Below are 19798 nucleotides of genomic sequence, written 5' to 3' on the forward strand. Positions count from 1 at the left end.
TTTATATAGCCTTTTTCTGTTAAAACATTGTATAATTTTTTATATAAAGTTTACATCTTAATCAATCCATCTCGTTAACAAGGTAAATGACTATGCTTAAATTAAAAATGATCACCGTTTCACTCGCAACTGCTTGTTTAGCATTTTCGCTTTCTGCGCAAGCGAAAGTAACGGTATTTGCTGCTGCATCAATGACTAATGCATTAAACCAAATTGCAGAAGATTATAAAAAAGTGAAACCAGATCAAGAATTGGTGTTTTCTTTTGCGTCTTCTTCAACGCTTGCAAAACAAATTGAAGAGGGAGCACCCGTCGATATTTTTGTTTCAGCAAACACTAAATGGATGAAACACCTTTCAGATAAAGGATTAACCATTAAAGACACCGAAAAAGTGTTAGTTGGTAACGAATTGGTTTTAATTGCGCCAGAAGCCAGTCAATTAAAAGAAGTCGATGTAGCGAAAGGTGAATGGGTAGCCGAATTAAAAGACAGTTTCTTGTCTGTGGGCGATCCTGATCATGTGCCAGCGGGACAATATGCGAAAGAAGCGTTAACAAACTTAAAATTGTGGGATAAAGTGGAAGCAAAATTAGCACGTGGTAAAGATGTGCGTGCCGCTTTAGCTTTAGTTGAACGTGCTGAGGCGCCATTAGGTATTGTGTATAGCACAGATGGTAAAGTGAGCAAAGGGGTGAAAATTGTTGGTGTGTTCCCTGCGGATACTTACAAAGCGGTGGAATATCCAGTCGCCTTATTAAAAGATCGCGATAATGCAGAAACCCGCGAATTCTTAAACTATTTAGAATCAGCAGAAGCGAAAAAAGTACTTGTCAGCTACGGTTTCTCAGTGAAATAACACGATATAAACGAGCAAGGACGTCATCTTGGCGTCCTTATTCTTTTTATTTTTGTGATTTTAATGGATTAAGATTCAGCTTTACTGTTTTCTCTCATGTATCAAGTTTGTTATCGCAACAGCTTCTTCAGACCATGCGCATGTTCATCTGTACGTAAACGAGGCGGAGTTCAGCCGAAAAGTGCGGTACATTTTTTTAGAATTTTTATTAATCAGATCAAGGACTACCTTTGTTTACTGAATTTTTGACTTCACTTGGTTTAACCACGATCGAAACACAAGCTGTGAAACTCAGCTTGAGTGTGTCACTAAATGCCATTTTATGGAGTTTACCCGTAGCGATTTTAATGGCATGGTTACTGGCACGTAAAAATTTTTATGGTAAATCCCTTGTGAGTGGCTTAATCCATCTTCCCCTTGTTTTACCTCCTGTGGTGATTGGGTATTTATTATTAGTCGCGATGGGGCGTAATGGTTTTATTGGTAAATATCTTTATTCTTGGTTTGGATTTTCTTTTGCTTTTAGTTGGAATGGGGCTGTATTGGCTGCAGCAGTAGTTGCTTTTCCGTTAGTGGTACGTGCAATACGTTTGTCTTTAGAAAGTATTGATATGAAATTGGAACAAGCTGCCCAAACGTTAGGCGCATCCGCTTGGCGTGTGTTTTTCACGATTACTTTACCACTTTCTTTACCGGGTATTTTAGCCGGGGTGGTACTTGGATTTGCCCGATCTTTAGGTGAATTTGGCGCGACCATTGCCTTTGTTTCCAATATTGCGGGTGAAACGCAAACCATTCCTTTAGCGATGTATACCTTTATTCAAACCCCCGGCGCAGAAGAACAAGCCGCGAGATTATGTGTCTTAGCGATTATTCTCTCCTTAATATCTTTGTTATTGTCGGAGTGGTTAGCAAAAAACATGCAGAAAAAATTGGGGCAGAGTCATGCTAAAGATTAATGTCAAGAAACAACTCGGTCAGCTTGCCCTTGAAGCCAATTTACAGATCCCAGCGCGTGGTGTGACCGCCCTTTTTGGACTATCCGGTTCAGGTAAAACCTCGTTAATTAATTTAGTAAGTGGCTTAGTTCATCCAGATGAGGGCTATATTTCCTTAAATGATCGCGTTCTTGTGGATCAATCAAAAGCGATTTGTATTCCCGCTTATCAACGACATATCGGCTATGTTTTTCAAGATGCGCGACTATTTCCGCATTACACCGTCAAAGGTAATTTATGTTACGGCATTAAGAAAATCGATCTAGCAAAATTTGATGATATTGTGTCGTTGTTAGGCATCGGGCATTTACTCAAACGTTATCCTATTACCTTGTCTGGTGGTGAGAAACAACGTGTGGCGATTGGTCGAGCACTCTTAACACAGCCAGAAATTTTACTGATGGATGAACCGCTTTCAGCGTTAGACTTACCGCGTAAGCGTGAGTTGATGAGTTATCTAGAAACCTTATCGAAAAAGATTGATATTCCGATTTTGTATGTGACACATAGCATAGAAGAATTATTGCGTTTAGCTGAATATGTGGTATTGCTAGATGAAGGAAAAGTTCGAGCCTTTGATCGTTTAGAGTCGATTTGGGAAAATCCGTTATTCTTACCTTGGAAATTAGAGGATGAGCAAAGTGCGGTTCTTTCTTTGCCAATTTTACACAACAATACTGGCTATCAAGTCACCGCTCTTGGTTTACAGCAACAACAGATTTGGATTAAGGCGCAACAAGCAGAAGTAGGGGAAAACATCCGTATTTGTATTAAAGGCTCCGATGTATCGCTTAGTTTAACACAACCAGAAAAAACCAGTATTCGTAATATTCTACACGGTAAAGTGAAGCGTATTGTTGAACGAGAAAATCGTGTAGATGTGCAGATTGAGATTGATGAAAAGCCAATTTGGGCGACCATTAGTAAATGGGCATTAGAAGACTTGGCATTACAGCTTGGGCAACCAGTCTTCGCGCAAATTAAAGCTGTTTCGGTACTTTAAACTGACGCTTTAGCTTTTTTAAAACGTATTTAAAACCTACCGCACATTGCGCAATGCAAAAGTGCGGTAGGTTTTTTATCATGAACGGTTAGAAACGGATTTCAAGGGAAGCCGCATAGTTACGTCCGGGCGCATAGAAGCGTTGTAACCCTTTCCCTTCACGGTCAACTGAATTTAACGTACTATTGGCATTAATACCACGTAAGGCATCCCAAGTATGGTATTTTTTATTAAACAGATTATAAATGCCAGCTCGGAACGTGATATCGTCCGTGATCTTGTAATAACCAAAAGTATCAAACACAAAAGCAGATTTATTTAAGTGTTTATAAGTAGATAAATCTGGATACAATTCCCGTTTTTTACAGCGAGTAATTTGTTGACCAGTCCAAGGATCTGTTTCTGTCACAAATTCAGTACAGCGACGTTTAATTTCATACACTTTCGCATCACTAGCTCTTTTTTCACCCAAATAGGTTAGGCGGTTGAAAATAGCCCATTTGCCGTTTGTTGCTTCATAATCCAACCCCAGAATAATTTTAAGCGGTTGAATGGAAAGTAGGCTGGCGTTATTAGAGAGTTTACCTTTGCTATAACCGAGCGCGGCGTAGAACTTAAAGCCTTGTGGTATCACAGCGATCATCTGATCTAAATTGACATGGGTTTTCAATTCCACACCATAAATTTTTGCTTTATCTAAGTTCACCATTTGTTGTTCTTGGCTTTGGTAAGTATAAGGGCGTCCATAGCGCATTTCGGTACGTTGAATTAAACTTTCTTGTTCAAATAAGAAATGACGATAGTTTGTTTGATAGAGGGTGAGATCAAGCAAGCCTTTTTCACTATTGCCTTTCAAAGAGAGTGTATGGTTAATACTTTTTTCGGGTTTCAAGCTCGGGTTAGATTTCCACGTGCCATACGCATTGGTAAAGCTGAAGAACATTTCTGAAGCCGTTGGTACACGATAACCGGTGCTAATATTGTAGCCTAACATCCATGAGGGGCTGAGTTGTGCCTCAAGTCCCGCAAATGTGCTAACGGTAGAGAAACGGGTCGGTTTAGGTTTTCCTTCTTCTAAACAGGCTTTGCTACAAGGTGCATTGAGTTCCTTTGGTTTTAGTTTTGTATGGTCATAACGTAAACCTAAATGGCTTGAGAAGGTGTCATTCCAGCGCACATGATCTTTCAAAGAAAGTCCGTACTGCTTGGTTCTAATAGGATATTGAATCGTATAGTGGTATTGTGTGTCGTAGTTTGTGCCAATACCGATACGATCTTGATTGATATTTTTGAAATCGCGCTGACTAACATAGCCTTTGATGGTTAAAGTATGTTCACCATAGAAATGTACAGGTTGTGCATTGAGTTCTACACTGCCGCGCGTAAACACGGTTTTCATACGGCGATCATAAATTTCGTTCAGCTCTTTAGCATCTGTCGTGAAATGGCGTCCGCCTTTATAGTTAACTGCTGCTAGATCGGTCTTTTGATAATCTAAATCAAATTTACTGTAGGCTAACCATCCCGTGCTTGGTGCATAAATATAATATAAGTTTGCATTCAACCGTTCGTTTTGATCATCGGCTTCACGCCATTGTGAGCCCATTAACGTATAAGAACGTTCATCAATGTAACGCCCCCCTGTTTGCCCATTCAACGTTAAACCAATACGCTGATTGTCATTAATTTGATAATTCATTTTAGCGAGATAATTGTGGAAGCGTTGTGTCACAGGATCGGGATGCTGGCTACTGGAATACCGAAATTCAGGACCTGAACCACGACTTTTAAACTCGTGCCCTGTGCGTTGTGAATACATCAATAAGGCATCAAATTTTTCGCCAACATAGCCTATCCCTAAAGTACGAACCCATTCACGATTTTTACTGGCATAACTGCCTCGTAGTAAAGCACCAACGGAATTACCTGCTTTAACAATATGTTGTGGATCTAAAGTGTTATAATTCACACCGCCACCTAATGAACCGCTGCCTGCATTAAAGGAATCTGAGCCGCGTACAATATCAATGGTTTGAATTAATTCAGGATCAATGCTTAGGCGGGAATTATTAAAGTTACCATAACGCGCATACAGTGAGTTTTCTTCTGAATCAGGCAAAGAAACACCATCAATACTGATACCAACGCGGTTATCTTCAACGCCTCGCATCGCAAAGCCTTTCAAAAAACGCCCATTATCGCTAATCCCTACATCCGTTGTGTAGCGGACTAAATCTCTGGTGTCTCGAATCATTTCGTTTTGAATGGTCGTGGCGCTTTTGCTGATCACTGTTGGTGAGGTTTTGTTCACTTCAGCGGTTGCGCTTTCTTGTACTGTAATTTGTTCTAATTCAGTCGTTTCTTGCGCATACAGAGGAAACGCAATGAATGAGAGAAAAGGAATGGACCTTGCTATATTTTTATAGCTTAAGGGATATTTCATGGCTGACTCCTCAATAGATAAGTAATACATTCATAGTTTACATGAGTTATATAATAATGATAATAATTTTTATTAAAATAGTAATTTTGTTTTTATGTCGCTAGCTGAAATGGTTAGGTGTTATCGCCAGAGTTTATCGATATAAGAGAATCGATAACGGCACTTTATGGTGATACTTTGCTTTCACAATTAAGCGAAGAAAATTTGGATAAATGATTTAAGCCCTGCATGATACAGGGCTTAAGAGGTTATCCTGTCTGTATTTCTCCTTTTGGAGGCAAAACAGGGGAGTGTGTTTTATTCAACTTATTTGCCTAAGTTATCAAAGAATTTCTTAACGCCATCAAAGAAACTAGAGGATTTCGGTTTGTTACTAGAACCTTCTAAACTTTCTTCTAATTGACGTAATAATGCTTTTTGTTCCTCATTGAGTTTAACAGGTGTCTCAACAATAATTTTACAGATGAGATCGCCTGCGTAAGCACTACGTGCAGAAGTAACACCTTTACCACGCATACGGAATAGTTTGCCTGTTTGTGTTTCTGCAGGGATTTTGAGTTTGACACGACCATCTAAGGTTGGCACTTCAATTTCTCCACCTAAAGCTGCCATTGTGAAACTAATAGGCACTTCACAATACAGATTGCTACCATCACGTTCGAAAATATGATGATCTCGTACATGGATAACGACATATAGATCACCATTTGGTGCGCCATTTTCACCTGCCGCTCCTTCGCCTGATAAGCGTAATTGATTACCTGTATCGACACCCGCTGGAATTTTCACTGAAAGATTTTTCTTCTTGTGAACACGTCCATCACCATGACAGGATTTACACGGTTTCTCAATCTTTTTGCCCGAACCATGACAGCTAGGACAGACTTGTTCAGTCACAAAGAAACCTTGCTGACGACGTACACGCCCTGCGCCATGACAAGTTGAGCAAGTTTCTACTTTTGAGCCTTTCTCAGCACCCGAACCATCACAGCTGTCACAATGGGCAAGGGTATTGATTTGAATATCTTTCGTCGTACCACGTACCGCTTCTTCTAAGCTGATTTCAAGATCGTAGCGCAAGTCATCACCACGCACGACGCGTTGGCGAGCACGACCACCACCAAAAATATCCCCGAACATATCACCAAAAATATCCCCGAAATCAGCACCACTAAAGCCACCGCCACCGAAGCCACCTTGTTCAAAGGCAGCATGACCGTATTGATCATAGTTCGCCCGTTTTTGTTTGTCGCTTAAGACTTCGTAGGCTTCTTGGATTTCTTTAAATTTTTCTTCCAGCTCTTTGTTGCCTTGGGTGCGGTCTGGATGATATTTCATCGCCAATTTTTTATAAGCACGTTTAATTTCTTTTTCATCCGCACCACGTTCAACACCAAGAACGTCGTAATAATCTTTTTTTGCCATAATGTTTCAGTTTTCCGTTTAAGATATCAAATAACAATGATTATATTTTAGTGGGTGGTTGGTCGTTGACGAAATAAAAGAATCGCAAATAACGCACCAAGCCCAATCCCTGTAGGTAATCCAATAATAAAATTAAAGAATTCTGTTTTTGTTATTGTTTGTTGAGTATGTTGTGCCACGCCAACAACATACCTAAAAATAAAAATGAATAAGTACAGGATAAGCGGAAGATAACTTCCTCTTTGTATCCACTGTTGCCCTTGTCTTAGTAACAAAGGGGCATCCTTCCAAATTATCCACCCTAAAAATAGACCTAGCGCCAAGCCAACAATGAATCCGAAACCTGAGATAAGCGGGTGATGACTTTGCATTATAGACATGATGACTATAGGCAGAAATATCAAGGGCAAGAATGTTAATTTATAAGGTTTTATTTGACGTGTTTTGCTTTGTTTACTGCCAACGTAGAGTAAACAAAGCAAAACGCACCAAACCCAAATAGGGGTATTTGTTACAATCGCCATGCTATCCCCTGTGTTATTCAAACAGGCAGGCAAGATTGCCTGCCTTAATGACATTTATTTTGCCGCGTGGAATGCTTGTTCTAAGTCAGCCAAAATATCTTGGATACTTTCAATACCGCAAGAAAGACGAATTAAACCCGCAGAAATCCCCACTTTTTCTAATTCAACCTCACTTAATTGACGGTGTGTTGACGTCGCCGGATGTAAAGCACAAGTGCGAATATCCGCTACATGGACTTCACGAGAAGCCAGTTGTAGCGCATTCAGCCATTTTGCTGCAGTTTCTCTTCCCCCTTTAATTTCAAAGGAAATCACACCACATAAACCGTTTGGTAAATATTTTTGTTTTAGTGCATGATCAGGTGAACTTGCCAAGCCCGGATAACTCACTTTTGCCACTTGTGGATGATTTTCTAAAAATTCGGCGACCGCTTGTGCATTTTCATAATGACGTTGCATACGCAGTGCAAGGGTTTCCATGCCCACATTGAGCAAGAAACTATTTTGTGGTGCCGGTGTGGCACCTAAATCACGCATTAATTGTACACGGGCTTTGACAATATAAGCTGCTGGACCAAAGGTTTCGGTATAAACCAAACCGTGATAGGTTTGATCAGGTGTGCTTAATTGTGGGAATTTGCCATTATTCCAATCAAAATTCCCGCCATCTGTGATCGAACCTCCCAACGCAATCGCATGCCCATCTAAATATTTTGACGTACTATGAATTACCACGTTAGCACCAAATTCGATAGGGCGACAAAAATACGGGGTTGCAAAAGTATTGTCAACTAATAAAGGGGCTTGTGCTGCCTTCGCAAGTGCAACAAACTTTTCAATATCCAACACGCGTAATGCGGGATTGGCAATAGTTTCGGCAAAAATGGCTTTCGTATTTGGGCGAATAGCTTTTTTTAATTCCTCAAGAGGTAAATCTTGATCCACAAAAGTGACCTCAATTCCCATTTTTTTGAAGGTATGCGCAAATAAGTTGTAGCTACCACCATAAACATACGATGAAGAAATAAAGTGATCACCGGCTTGTAAAATATTGAGCATCGCGTAAAACACGGCTGCTTGCCCTGATGCGGTACACATGGTTGCTACACCGCCTTCAAGTGCGGTAATTTTTTCTTCTGCCGCATTGGTAGTAGGATTTGAAAGGCGGGTGTAAAAATAGCCAGCCGCTTGTAAATCAAATAACTTACCAATTTCTTCGGCGGAATCGTAAGTAAAAGTGGTACTTTGTACGATCGGTTGAACACGAGGCTCACCATTTTTCGGTGTATAACCGGCATGTAGACATTTTGTTGCAAATTCCATTGTGTTTTCCTTGAGTTTGTTTTGGGGAGCAAAGTGCGGTCATTTTTTATAAAATATTGAACACACTTTTGGCTTAACAATGTGGTACAACAGCGATGTAAATTTCTACCAAACCATCAGGGTAGTATTTTTCAAAATCCACCGAATAAGCCCGTTTAAGTAAACCTTGTTGTTCTTTTTTCCAGATCAGTTGCCACGTTTGATAAATTTCATCCGTTTTACAACGAAAAACTTCGTAAACATTCAAATCCTCAATGTCAATCGTGGGAAAATCTGTTTTTAAAACAGCACTACTCGCAATCGCAAAATCATAATCCGCTTGGTGATCGCCCGCATAATTGAAATAAATCCCATAACAATCCTGATCTTGTGGTAATTGCTTGAGCGTGTTTTGCCACAGGGCAGGGATAATCTCATGGGCAATCTTGTTATTCAAGCGTTGTTGCACAATGGGGTAGAGTGTTAAAGCCATTTTTTCCTCCAGATTGTTTTTCCTCACTTTACTTGAGAAAAATAAAGTGAGGAAAAATGAGGATGAATCAATACACCGAAAGGGCGTATCGCTACGCCCTTCGATTTTTTGTGAGGAGTGAAATTATTTGTTGTCTTTCACTTCTTCAAATTCTGCATCCACCACATCATCATTTGACTTACCGCTTTGCGCTTGCTGTGCTTGCGCTTCTGGTTGTGGTTGTGCAGCTTGCATTAATTTTTCAGATACTTGAATTAATGCTTGTACTTTCGCTTCGATTTCCGCTTTATCTTCACCTTTCGCTGCAGTTTCTAATTCTGCAACCGCTTTTTCGATTGGTGCTTTATCTTCAGCAGATAATTTATCGCCCACTTCGCTTAATTGTTTGCGAGTGCCGTGAACTAAATGATCCGCTTGGTTACGGGCTTGCACTAATTCTTCAAATTTACGGTCTGCTTCGGCGTTCGCTTCTGCATCACGTACCATTTGTTGAATTTCTTCATCGGTTAAACCTGAAGAGGCTTTAATCGTGATTTTTTGCTCTTTGTTTGTGCCTTTATCTTTCGCAGAAACGTGGATGATACCGTCCGCATCGATGTCGAAAGTCACTTCAATTTGTGGCATACCGCGTGGTGCTGGGTTGATCCCTTCTAGGTTGAATTGACCTAAAGATTTGTTGTCTGCCGCACGTTTACGCTCACCTTGAAGTACGTGGATAGTTACTGCACTTTGGTTATCTTCTGCCGTTGAGAACACTTGTGATTTCTTCGTTGGAATCGTAGTGTTTTTCTCAATCAAGGTTGTCATCACGCCACCCATGGTTTCGATACCTAATGAAAGTGGGGTAACGTCTAATAACAAGACATCTTTGACATCACCGGCTAACACACCGCCTTGTACTGCAGCACCAATTGCCACTGCTTCATCAGGGTTCACGTCTTTACGAGGCGCTTTACCAAAGAAAGCTTCCACTTTTTGTTGTACAAGTGGCATACGGGTTTGACCACCAACAAGGATGACATCATCAATTTGCGATACGCTTAAACCAGCATCAGCTAAGGCAATTTTCACTGGCTCTAATGAGCGAGACACTAAATCCTCAACTAATGATTCTAGTTTTGCACGGGTTAATTTAATGTTTAAGTGTTTTGGTCCAGTCGCATCTGCAGTGATGTATGGAAGATTGACATCGGTTTGTTGTGCAGAAGACAGTTCAATTTTGGCTTTTTCACCCGCTTCTTTCAAACGTTGCATTGCTAATGGATCGTTACGTAAGTCCACACCTTGTTCTTTTTTGAACTCATCGACTAAGTAGTTGATCACACGGTTATCGAAGTCTTCACCCCCTAAGTGCGTATCCCCGTTGGTAGATAATACTTCGAACGTTTTTTCACCACCGACTTCATCGATCTCAATGATAGATAAGTCGAATGTACCGCCCCCTAAGTCATAAACTGCGATAGTTTTGTTACCTTGACCTTTATCTAAACCATAGGCAAGGGCAGCTGCAGTCGGTTCGTTGATAATACGTTTAACTTCTAATCCTGCGATACGACCGGCATCTTTGGTCGCTTGACGTTGTGCATCGTTGAAATAAGCAGGTACCGTGATAACCGCTTCAGTAACAGGCTCACCTAAGAAATCTTCTGCCGTTTTCTTCATTTTTTTCAATACTTCCGCAGAGATTTGTGGTGGTGCCATTTTTTCACCTTTCACACCAACCCATGCGTCGCCGTTATCAGCCGCGACAATTTCAAATGGCATGATGCTTACATCACGTTGCACTTCTTCATCTTGGAAACGACGACCAATTAAACGTTTGATCGCAAATAGTGTATTTTTCGGGTTTGTGACGGCTTGACGTTTTGCCGGTTGACCGACTAAGGTTTCGTTATCTTGCGTATAAGCAATAATTGATGGGGTTGTGCGATCACCTTCTGCGTTTTCAATCACACGTGGTTTATCGCCATCCATCACAGCAACACAAGAGTTAGTTGTACCTAAGTCAATACCAATAATTTTTCCCATTTTGTTTCTCCTAAAATAAACTTGTAAATTCGTTAATAGTGAATCATTCGATTTGCTTTCTCAAAGTAAGGACGAAATTTCATATTTCAAGTGACAAAATAAAATTTTTTGAATTTCATCATGGTGTTTATTCACTCAATTTGAGAAAGAACAACATTGTTAAATCAGCTTGTCGTGTTGTAAATAAGGGTAAAAAGTGAAAGTTCAAGAGGAAATGAAAAATTTATTTGAGGAAATGGGTGGATAAATTTATTTCTATAAACTAAGCAGATAGAAAAGAAGATATTTTATACAATTTGGATTTGTGGTAAATTGAGTGCTTTCATCACATCGTTAATTTAGGAAATTTATTTATGAAAAAATCATTAGTTGCATTAGGTGTTATTGTTGCGTTAGGGGCTGTTTGGACGGGGAGTGCATGGTATACCGGAAAATCAGTGGAAGAAAGTGCGCAACAGCGTTTAGATTTAATTAATGCGAAGTTTGTTGGTGCAAAACCAGGGAGCGAAGTGAAATTCGACAATTTAAAAATTGAACGCGGCATTTTTAGTTCAAACGTTACTTATGATTTTGTTGCTGCCTTTCCTGATATGAGCTTCAAAATTCCTTTTGAAAGTACGGTATATCATGGACCTTTCCCATTAGATCGTATTACGCATTTTGATTTAGTGCCTATTTTATTTTCAACCCATGATCGCATTGTCAAAAATGAAGATACGCAAGCTTGGTTTGATTATGCACAAGGGCAGAATCCTTTTGAAAGTAAAATTAAAGTCGGTTTTGATTCTACTTTTACAGGACAGGCTAAAATTGCACCTGCAAAATTAGCATTCAGCGATGTTGATATTGTTTGGAAAGGCGTTGATGTTAACTTTAATAAGCTTACCGCCGAAGGTGTGGGACAATCTGACGCGAATATTGATGGATTGAAATTCCTATTTGAGAGTGATGATAATAACGCTAAAACATTGGTTGAATTGAATAATATTAAAGCAAAAAGTGATTTAAAACATTCTGAGTGGGAACATATTCCATTAGGTAAACAAACCATGGAAGTGGACAGTTTCCGTCTCTCACTTTCTGAGCAAGACATGAGAGAGTTTAATGTTGAATACCGAAACATGTCATTAGATATTAATACACAAAAGAATGATGCTTTTGTTGACTATAACGTGTTCACTAAAGCCCCAGAAATGTTAGTCAATGGCAAGTCTGTGGGTGAGTTTCAGGCTGGGGTAAAATTAGCGCATGTTGAAGGGAATACGATGAATACCCTTTTCGACATAGTGGAAAAAACAGCAGAACATGAAGCGTTACCAGATGATCAAATTCAAGCATTAGCCAAAACCATTTTAAAGAACCAGCCATTATTACAGATTGAGCCATTCAAACTCACGACGGATGGGGGCGATCTGAAAGCAAATCTTGTGGTGGAAATGGCAAATGGCGATGTCGACATGTTAGAGCAAGGTAAAGTCTTATCGCTATTTAAGCAATTGGCGGTGAATGTCGATTTAAGTAAAGACGCTATGATCAAACTGTTAGCCATGACAGAAGAAGCGCAAGGTAAAAACAAAGAAGAAGCCATGTTAAGCGCGACACAAATAATGGAAGAAACCTTTGCGGAGACGATTAATCAAGGCGTTTTTGTGGAGAATGAAAAAACGATTAATTTAGGGTTGTTACTCGAAAACGATGCACTTAAATTAAATGGACAACCAATTCCAGAAGAACAAATCTTAATGATGGTGGTACTCTTTTTCTTAGGGATGGGATATTAGTTATTGGTAAAAGTGCGGTGACTTTTTTCGTTTTTTTCCGCACGCTAAAAATAGAGGGGATACAATTGTGTATCCCCTGATTTATTTTGTACTCGAGTTATTGAATAAGAAGATAGAAATTCGTATTGCCACGCACAATATTTAGAGCAATCGCCGAAGGTTTTGCATCTAAAATTTTACGCAGTTGACCTAAATTTTCTACTTTTTGACGGTTCACCCCAATGATGACATCGCCCTTTTTCAAACCACGTTGTTCTGCAAGCGATTTAGGTGTCACACTCGTGATGAGTACGCCTTTGACGCCTTTATCATCATGATTGCTCATCTCAGCCCCAGCTAATGCCGGTAATAAGTGACTTGCATCGGCTTGAGTCTGATCATCTGATTGTAATGTGACTTTTGTTTGATGTGTTTTACCGTCGCGTAGATAGGTGAGAGCAATTTCTTTCCCTGCACCAGATGTCGCGATCTTCGCTCGCATTTCAGCAAAACTGGAAATTTTCTGACCATTCATCGCGACAATGACATCACCTGCTTTTAAACCGGCTTTTTCTGCTGCAGAATTAGGCAAGACTTCACTTACAAATGCTCCTTGTTGAGCTTCAATATCAAAAGCTTTTGCCAGATCCGCGTTGAGCTCACCGCCTTTAATGCCTAGCATGCCACGACGTACTTCACCGAATTCTAAAATTTGTTGTACTAAGTTATTTGCCATATTACTTGGAATTGCAAAAGCAATGCCGGCATTTCCCCCACTTGGTGAAATAATCGCAGTATTAATACCAATTAGCTCTCCTTGTAGGTTGATTAAAGGACCTCCTGAATTTCCGCGGTTTACTGCGGCATCAGTTTGGATATAGTTTTCATACGTACCGTTATCTGAACCCGTTGAACGACCTAAGGCAGAGACGATACCAGATGTCACGGTTTGTCCCAAGCCAAAAGGATTACCAATAGCTACAGTAAAATCACCCACGCGGAGTTTATCGGAATCAGCAATCGTTAGTGCGGTCAAATTTTTGGGTTTTTCAATTTGAATCAGTGCAACATCAGATAATTCATCAGTACCAATCACTTTTGCGCTTAACTCTCGACCATCTTGTAACTGCACGGTGATTTTATCTGCACTGTCAATGACGTGATTATTCGTTAACACATAACCTTTTTCAGCGTTAATGATGACGCCTGAACCGATACCACGGAAATTACGTGGGGCACGATCATTGAAAACATCGGGACCAAAGAAAAAGCGAAATTCTTCAGGAATACCTTGAAATGGTGCACCGCCATGATTCTTGGCTTTTCCTTCCACAGAAATGGAAACCACCGCAGGTAAGACTTTTTCTAACATGGGGGCGAGGCTAGGTACTTGCTGACCGTCAACATGAGTTGGTAAGGACGCTTGACTTATCATCGGCGTCGATAAAATGCTTAATCCGAGTGCAATACTTGTTAATAGAAAACGTCTTTTTTTCATTGTTATTTTCTCCAATAAATTTCAAACACACTAAACCGAGTCGAATGATTTAGGTATCACATAAGACAAAGAAAATGAGGAAATGTTCGACGAGCTGAAAAATTTTAACTTAGGCAAGATTGCGGCAGGATAAAGAGAAGCATGTTATGATAGTTGTGATTTTTCTTGTTAGCGTGCTGTCCGAGTACGTTTTTCTTGGTTATTGATTAAGGAGTCATGTCATGAGCCAACACACGAAACAACAAGTCCTGAGTGCGTTTCATTTCCGTAGTGCAATACGCCGTTATGATCCAAATAAAAAAGTCAGCGAAGAGGATTTTCACTATATTCTTGAATTAGGCCGTTTATCGCCAAGTTCCGTTGGATCAGAACCGTGGCATTTTCTGGTAGTACAAGATCGTCAGTTACGTGAGCAATTAAAAGCAGTCAGTTGGGGAATGCAAACGCAATTAGACGACGCTAGTCACCTTGTCTTTATTTTAGCGAAAAAGCATGCCCGTTATGATTCGCCTTATTTCCACGATATTCTCGCTAAACGAGGATTAACAGAAACACAGATGCAAAAAGCCCTTGCCATTTATGAACGTTTTCAGCGTGATGATATTCAAGTATTAGACAATGAGCGGACTTTATTTGATTGGGCGTGTAAACAAACCTATATTGCCCTCGCCAACATGATGACAGGGGCGGCAATGATAGGTATTGATTCTTGTCCTGTCGAAGGGTTTGATTATTGCGCGGTGAATCAATTATTAAGTCAAACTGGCGCATTTGATCCGAATGAATATGGTGTGTCTGTTGCGGTAACATTTGGTTATCGAGCGAAAGAAGTCAAAGCAAAATCACGTAAGCCTTTAACGGAAATAACGACTTGGTTGAAATAAAGTAAAAGGCGAACCTCAATGGTTCGCCTTTCACTTATGTGAATTAACCAATAACAGCAGGGAGATAACCGGCTTTGATTAAGAAAGGCACATTCATAATCAAGATACCTAAGATTAAGGCACCGAATAAGGTAAGGTTGCCTCCCATGACACGATATGGTAGATCCGGATAACGTTTTCTAGCACGCCATGCCATGCCAACAGGTAATACTAAACCGTAAAAGGTAAACATTTGCCCCGCATAACCTAATGCCATGACAAAACCCTCAGGGTAGAACAACGCAAAAATTAATGGGGGTAAGAAGGTAAGTAAACCTAGCGACACACGGTTTGTTTTGATTTTTACTCGTTTAAGTAAATCGTATAAACAATCGAATAAAGATAACGCGACACCTAAGAAAGAAGTAATCAGTGCTAAGGTAAAGAATAAACGCATCGCATGGCTGATAATAGCGCTTTCTGTGGCTTGGTAAGTCGCCGTGATTAAACCATTTAAAGTAGGGTCAGTATTTAAAATTTGTACGAACTGGGCTTGTGGGAAAACACCATGAGTGGCTAATTGCCAAATAATGTAAGCCACTAAAGGAATCGCTGTCCCCGTAATAATTGCAATACGTAAACGACGAATATTGCCGTCTAAATAGCTGTTAATACTTGGAATGATGACATGGAAACCAAAAGAGGTAAAAAATACGGGACTGGCAGAAATAATTAAAAAATCTTTTAATGGCATTGCCAGTAAGTTATCGCCATTGACCAAAGGTAACATCATCAATAAGACAAACACAAAAGCCACTAACTTAATCATAAATAGGAAGCGTGTGAGCATATCTACTGCGCCTGTACTGATCACAATAAATACCCCAAGGACAATCGTGAAAGAAACGATAGAAATTGGTGTGGCATGCTCACCTAAAAAAGGAAGGACACCGGCTAAAAGTGAACCGCCCCCTGTGACATAAGCTGATAAAATCGCGTACATAAAAACGACAAGTGATAAGGTAGCTAAAATACGTCCCGGTAAGCCAAAATATTGTTCCGCAAGGGTAGCGATTCCGGCATTTTTGGTTTCTGCTTTTTGGTAAACTTCAACAAAAAGTAACGCACTATAAGAGAGCAGTCCCCATAGGATAAATAATAGAATTAACGTGTAAGTAAAGCCCATTTCGGCCGAGGTTAATGGCATAGCAAGCATGCCGGCACCGATGGTGGTTCCCGCAACTAATAATGCGCTTCCAAAGGTTTTATTTTTCATAAATTACTCTCAAAAAACGTAAATGAATAAGCAAACCGCATTCTAACGGAAAAAAACACTGAATGTAACCATTTTTTTACAGTGTTATTATTATTTTACAGCTGCTGTTTAAATAGGATGACACTCAATAGAAAGATAACTACTGAACGAAGAAAAATTTTATGCTAAAATTCGCAACCGATTTTACCCATTAATTTTAGATTAGGAAAGAATATGAAAGTATTAGAAGGTGCCGTGGCAGCGCCAAATGCCAAAATTGCGGTCGTGATTGCGCGCTTTAATAGCTTTATTAATGAAAGTTTACTTGAAGGTGCATTAGATGCGTTAAAACGTCTCGGACAAGTCAAAGAAGAAAATATTACGTTAGTTCGTGTGCCGGGCGCGTATGAATTACCGTTAGTGGCTCGCCGTTTAGCAGAAAGTAAAAAATACGATGGGATTGTAGCATTAGGAACCGTTATTCGTGGTGGCACCGCGCATTTTGAGTATGTGGCGGGTGAGGCTAGCAGTGGATTAGGTCAAGTAGCAATGAATGCAGATATTCCCGTTGCGTTTGGCGTATTAACCACAGAGAACATTGAGCAAGCAATTGAGCGAGCTGGCACCAAAGCGGGGAATAAAGGGGCGGAAGCTGCGTTAGTTGCTTTAGAAATGGTAAATTTATTAGCGCAAATTGACGCGGCGTAATTCAGATGACAGAACAAAAACATGAGAAAAAAATCTCGCCACGTCGTCGTGCGAGAGAATGTGCAGTACAAGCGTTATATTCTTGGTATGTGTCACAAAATTCCCCTGCGGAAATTGAGCTTAATTTTATGGCAGAACAGGATTTAAAAGGTGTCGATACAGCTTATTTCCGTCGCCTTTTCCGCCAAACCGCAGAAAATGTCGATGCAGTAGATAATATTATGATGCCATATTTGGATCGTGAGGTCAGTGAACTTGATCCGATTGAAAAAGCCATTTTACGCCTTGCGGTCTATGAGCTTAAATTTGAATTAGACGTGCCCTATAAAGTTGTCATTAATGAAGCAATTGAAGTGGCAAAAGTATTTGGTGCAGAAGACAGTCATAAATATGTCAATGGCGTATTAGATAAAGTCGCACCGGTGTTATCACGCAAATAAGTAGCATAGGTGAAGAATGAGTCATGGCGAATTTGACATAATTCAACGTTATTTCACCGCGTCAAAACGCACCGCGCGTAAAGATGTGATTTTGTCTATTGGGGACGATTGTGCCATTACAGAATTACGTCAAAATCAACGTTTAGTCATTACAACCGATACTATGGTAGAAAATACACATTTTCTACCGAGTATGCATGCAGCAGATTTAGCTTATAAAGCCGCTGTCACGAATTTAAGTGATCTTGCTGCCATGGGCGCTGAGCCGGCTTGGGTTTCGTTGGCGTTAACTTTACCCGATGTCGATGCTCAGTGGTTAAGTGATTTTAGTCAAAGTTTTTTTGATGTGTTAGATCACTATAATGTGGATTTAATCGGTGGAGATACCACGAAAGGTCCCTTGTCTGTGACGATAACCGCACATGGTATTATTCCGAAAGGAAAAGGTTTATGTCGTCATAGTGCGAGCGTGGGGGATTGGATCTATGTTTCTGGTACCTTAGGTGACAGTGCAGCCGGTTTATCGTTATTGTTAAGTCAACAGACACCACTTAACTCCGATCATGAATTTCTTATCCAACGTCATCTTCGTCCTACACCGCGTGTTTTACTCGGTTTAGAATTAGCTGTCTCTTCTTTAGCCAATGCGGCAATTGATATCTCAGATGGTTTTTTGGCCGATTTAGATCATATTCTTACACGTAGCCAATGTGGTGCGGTGATTGAGTTGGATAAATTACCGCTTTCTTCTTCTTTAGTGAATGTTTTTGGTGTTGAACAAGCAGAAACCTTTGCGTTAAGTGGTGGTGAGGATTATGAGCTTTGTTTTACGGTACCCGACAGTAATAAAGCGAAATTAGAGCGTGCGTTAGCTTATATCGGCGTGGATTATACTTGTGTTGGACAAGTTCGTGCGATTAGTCCACAAAATAAAAAACGCATCAAATTTCAACGCGATGGAAATCCGATTGATATCACTATTCAATCGGGTTTTGATCATTTCAAATAAGATGAGCTTATGCTAAAAACCCCGCTTCAACAGCTTAAATTAAGCAATCCCATTCATTTTCTCGCCCTCGGCTTTGGCGCCGGGTTAATTCGTCCTGCACCGGGAACATGGGGGAGTATGGTTGGTTTAATGCTTGGGTGGGGATTATTACAGTACTTGAACCTCAGTTTTTTCTTTCTTTTCACCGCACTTTGTTTTGCTCTAGGGTGTTATCTTTGCCAGAAAACCGCAGAAGACATGGGAGTGCATGATCATGGGGCGATTGTTTGGGATGAAATTGTGGGGATTTTCGTTGTCTTGCTCGCACTTCCCAACTTATCGCCTTTCTGGTGTCTGACTGCGTTTATTCTGTTTCGTTTCTTTGATATTCTCAAACCTTATCCAATACGCTATTTTGATCATAAATTAGAAAGCGGGTTTGGCATTATGTTAGATGATATACTTGCGGCAATTTATGCAGTATTGGTGATTTTTATTTTACGTCTCTGGTTTTAGGATAGGTGATGTTAAATCTCATTATTGTACATTTTTTCGGTTTAATCACGCCAGGACCCGACTTTTTTTATGTCAGTCGATTAGCTGCCAGTAATTCACGTCGTAATGCAGTTTGTGCCGTGATTGGTATTACGTTAGGGGTGTTGTTTTGGGCATTAGCCTCTATTTTGGGTTTAGCCATATTATTTAATACAGTTCCTGTTTTACAGGGATTAGTCATGACTTTAGGCGGTGGGTATTTAGCTTACTTGGGTTACCTTATGTTAAAAAGTCAACAAAATGTGGTTTTCGAGCCAGTTTCTGAACAAGAACAAAATAAACAGACCAGCATCAAAAAAGAAATCACCAAAGGGCTTTTAGTGAATTTATCTAATGCTAAAGCGGTGATTTACTTTGCTAGTGTGATGTCTTTGGTTTTAGTTAATTTAACCCAAACATGGCAGATCTGGAGCGCACTTTTGATCATTGTATTGGAAACTTTCCTGTATTTTTATGCCATTTCAATTGTTTTTTCACGTCAACAGGCAAAGCAGTTTTATAGTCAATATAGCCGATATATTGATCATCTTTCAGGTGTGATTTTTCTGCTGTTTGGTGTGTATTTAATGTATAGTGGTATCGGGGAAATGACCCCACTTATCTCGAAATGATGCCATTGTGGTGGTCATTTCATATAGCGCGATATAGCAAAAGGGGA

General features: G+C 40.0%; 18 protein-coding genes. 10 read left to right on the plus strand and 8 right to left on the minus strand.

Annotation, left to right across the window (positions count from 1 at the left end):
• Positions 1 to 92: 92 nt before the first annotated feature.
• From modA to modC, 3 genes are all read left to right on the plus strand, one after another.
• Positions 93 to 857: a molybdate ABC transporter substrate-binding protein gene (modA, locus tag KPF51_RS03520; protein ID WP_005754159.1), complete on the plus strand. Its 765-nt coding sequence runs from the start codon at positions 93 to 95 to the stop codon at positions 855 to 857.
• Positions 858 to 1087: 230 nt separating this feature from the next.
• Positions 1088 to 1816 carry a molybdate ABC transporter permease subunit gene (modB, locus tag KPF51_RS03525; RefSeq protein ID WP_005716454.1) on the plus strand — a complete coding sequence of 243 codons (729 nt, stop codon included), beginning with the start codon at positions 1088 to 1090 and terminating at the stop codon, positions 1814 to 1816.
• A complete protein-coding gene (gene modC / locus KPF51_RS03530; RefSeq protein ID WP_005754157.1) occupies positions 1803 to 2858 on the plus strand; it encodes a molybdenum ABC transporter ATP-binding protein ModC in 1056 nt (351 codons plus the stop codon). Before modB ends, modC begins: the two co-directional genes overlap by 14 nt.
• Positions 2859 to 2946: 88 nt before the next feature.
• Here modC and KPF51_RS03535 read toward each other — a convergent pair whose 3' ends face one another.
• From KPF51_RS03535 to dnaK, 6 genes are all read right to left on the minus strand, one after another.
• Positions 2947 to 5301 carry a TonB-dependent hemoglobin/transferrin/lactoferrin family receptor gene (locus KPF51_RS03535; protein ID WP_005756819.1) on the minus strand — a complete coding sequence of 785 codons (2355 nt, stop codon included), beginning with the start codon at positions 5299 to 5301 and terminating at the stop codon, positions 2947 to 2949.
• A gap of 306 nt (positions 5302 to 5607) precedes the next feature.
• On the minus strand, positions 5608 to 6726 hold the full coding sequence (dnaJ, locus tag KPF51_RS03540; RefSeq protein WP_005751556.1) for a molecular chaperone DnaJ: 1119 nt from the start codon (positions 6724 to 6726) through the stop codon (positions 5608 to 5610).
• A 47-nt stretch (positions 6727 to 6773) separates the two neighbouring features.
• Positions 6774 to 7250, minus strand: coding sequence for a DUF6622 family protein (locus tag KPF51_RS03545; RefSeq protein ID WP_231102455.1), 477 nt, complete (start codon positions 7248 to 7250; stop codon positions 6774 to 6776).
• A gap of 54 nt (positions 7251 to 7304) precedes the next feature.
• Positions 7305 to 8573 (minus strand): O-acetylhomoserine aminocarboxypropyltransferase/cysteine synthase family protein, encoded by a 1269-nt coding sequence (locus KPF51_RS03550; RefSeq protein ID WP_061406129.1) that lies wholly within the window; start codon positions 8571 to 8573, stop codon positions 7305 to 7307.
• Between the two features lie 73 nt (positions 8574 to 8646).
• Positions 8647 to 9045 (minus strand): GyrI-like domain-containing protein, encoded by a 399-nt coding sequence (locus tag KPF51_RS03555; protein ID WP_005726708.1) that lies wholly within the window; start codon positions 9043 to 9045, stop codon positions 8647 to 8649.
• A 123-nt stretch (positions 9046 to 9168) separates the two neighbouring features.
• Positions 9169 to 11073 carry a molecular chaperone DnaK gene (dnaK, locus tag KPF51_RS03560; protein WP_014326075.1) on the minus strand — a complete coding sequence of 635 codons (1905 nt, stop codon included), beginning with the start codon at positions 11071 to 11073 and terminating at the stop codon, positions 9169 to 9171.
• 353 nt (positions 11074 to 11426) lie between these two features.
• On the opposite strand from dnaK, the gene KPF51_RS03565 reads away from it, so the two are divergent.
• Positions 11427 to 12854, plus strand: a complete 1428-nt coding sequence (locus KPF51_RS03565; protein ID WP_005754146.1) for a YdgA family protein — start codon at positions 11427 to 11429, stop codon at positions 12852 to 12854.
• Positions 12855 to 12951: 97 nt separating this feature from the next.
• Here the strand turns inward: KPF51_RS03565 and KPF51_RS03570 are convergent, their stop codons facing one another.
• On the minus strand, positions 12952 to 14331 hold the full coding sequence (locus KPF51_RS03570) for a Do family serine endopeptidase (RefSeq protein WP_005726701.1): 1380 nt from the start codon (positions 14329 to 14331) through the stop codon (positions 12952 to 12954).
• Positions 14332 to 14552: 221 nt separating this feature from the next.
• Between KPF51_RS03570 and KPF51_RS03575 the strand changes: the two genes are divergently transcribed.
• Positions 14553 to 15215 (plus strand): NAD(P)H-dependent oxidoreductase, encoded by a 663-nt coding sequence (locus KPF51_RS03575; protein WP_005756809.1) that lies wholly within the window; start codon positions 14553 to 14555, stop codon positions 15213 to 15215.
• Positions 15216 to 15258: 43 nt separating this feature from the next.
• On the opposite strand, the gene KPF51_RS03580 is transcribed toward KPF51_RS03575, so the two are convergent.
• Positions 15259 to 16470 (minus strand): aromatic amino acid transport family protein, encoded by a 1212-nt coding sequence (locus KPF51_RS03580; protein ID WP_005726696.1) that lies wholly within the window; start codon positions 16468 to 16470, stop codon positions 15259 to 15261.
• A 213-nt stretch (positions 16471 to 16683) separates the two neighbouring features.
• On the opposite strand from KPF51_RS03580, the gene ribE reads away from it, so the two are divergent.
• The 5 genes from ribE to KPF51_RS03605 are packed head-to-tail and all read left to right on the plus strand — an operon-like array spanning position 16684 to position 19751.
• A complete protein-coding gene (ribE, locus tag KPF51_RS03585) occupies positions 16684 to 17157 on the plus strand; it encodes a 6,7-dimethyl-8-ribityllumazine synthase (protein WP_005716415.1) in 474 nt (157 codons plus the stop codon).
• Positions 17158 to 17162: 5 nt separating this feature from the next.
• Positions 17163 to 17597 (plus strand): transcription antitermination factor NusB, encoded by a 435-nt coding sequence (nusB, locus tag KPF51_RS03590; RefSeq protein WP_005726695.1) that lies wholly within the window; start codon positions 17163 to 17165, stop codon positions 17595 to 17597.
• Between the two features lie 16 nt (positions 17598 to 17613).
• Positions 17614 to 18606 carry a thiamine-phosphate kinase gene (thiL, locus tag KPF51_RS03595; RefSeq protein ID WP_005716408.1) on the plus strand — a complete coding sequence of 331 codons (993 nt, stop codon included), beginning with the start codon at positions 17614 to 17616 and terminating at the stop codon, positions 18604 to 18606.
• 9 nt (positions 18607 to 18615) lie between these two features.
• The gene (locus KPF51_RS03600; RefSeq protein WP_005726693.1) at positions 18616 to 19101 is read left to right on the plus strand and encodes a phosphatidylglycerophosphatase A; all 486 of its coding nucleotides are present in this window, start codon (positions 18616 to 18618) and stop codon (positions 19099 to 19101) included.
• 8 nt (positions 19102 to 19109) lie between these two features.
• Positions 19110 to 19751: a homoserine/threonine efflux transporter gene (locus KPF51_RS03605; RefSeq protein ID WP_005726691.1), complete on the plus strand. Its 642-nt coding sequence runs from the start codon at positions 19110 to 19112 to the stop codon at positions 19749 to 19751.
• Positions 19752 to 19798 lie beyond the last annotated feature (47 nt).

Source organism: Pasteurella sp. XG20, assembly GCF_018968665.1.
In the GTDB taxonomy this organism is placed as follows: Bacteria; Pseudomonadota; Gammaproteobacteria; order Enterobacterales; family Pasteurellaceae; genus Pasteurella; species Pasteurella multocida.